The 903-nt window shown below is 67.7% G+C and carries 1 protein-coding gene; it reads left to right on the top strand.

Annotated elements, in window-relative coordinates:
- Positions 1-588: 588 nt before the first annotated feature.
- A partial coding sequence (locus GWK61_RS54835) for a TetR/AcrR family transcriptional regulator (RefSeq protein WP_194922331.1) occupies positions 589-903 on the top strand: 315 nt, incomplete at its 3' end.

The following is a 903-nucleotide window of genomic DNA, read 5'->3' as shown; positions in this document are numbered from 1 at the left end:
TCAAGCCGGACGGAGCCGGACCACAGCAGCAGCGATGCGGCTTGATTCCGCCAAACCGGGCTGGTTCCGTTTACGGCGATGACGCGGCGAGGGACCCAGAACCCGGCGACCACAAGCAGCACCGCCACCGACCAACGCGACGCAGGCAACAGCGCATAGAAAGCCGAACAGTCGCGGACCGCCGCCAAACAACCCGACGCGCGGGTCGCCCCCTCGTCGAGGAGGCCCGCCAGAGGCCTCAACGCACCCACCAAACGCGGCCGCCAGCCGCCAGACCAAACGCATGCGCAGTGACTCGGACTGGTGCGTGGTCGTGTCCGCGAAAACCGGCGGCCGCCAGCGCAACCTGCGGGGCACAGCCGAACTGCGTCCCCTGCGAGGCCATCCAACCATTGGCGAAGCCGTAAAAATCGCCTGTAAATCCACAGATCTACCGCACCGTAGCAACTAGCCGCACACCCCACTCGACACCACCACCACCTGACACCACAACCACCCGCCGGCTACCCACCTGCCAGCCACACGCCGCCGCAGCCCAGCCCGCCCGACAGCTTGACAAGAAATCAAGCAAATGTTTGAATTCCCCCCATGGCGACGGAGAAACCAGACCTACGCCGCGAAGCCGGCCAGCGCACCCGCGACGGCCTGATGTCCGCCGCCCTCGAACTCCTCGCCGACCGCGGCCAGGAGGGTGTCACGCTCCGCGAGATCACCGACAAGGCCGGTGCCAACGTCGCCGCCGTGAGCTACCACTTCGGCTCCCTCCGCGCGCTCTGCGACTCGGCGATCGAGCACGCCTTGGAGAGCTACCTGGACGAGCAGATCCGCGCGATCAGCGCCCTGGGCCCCGCCTCGACCATCGATGAGCTGGCCGAGGCGTTCGCGCTGCCGATGGTGCGGGCG

Origin of the sequence: Catenulispora rubra (assembly GCF_015356825.1) — a bacterium.
In the GTDB taxonomy this organism is placed as follows: Bacteria; Actinomycetota; Actinomycetes; order Streptomycetales; family Catenulisporaceae; genus Catenulispora; species Catenulispora rubra.
This window is presented reverse-complemented; position numbering and strand designations above follow the sequence as displayed.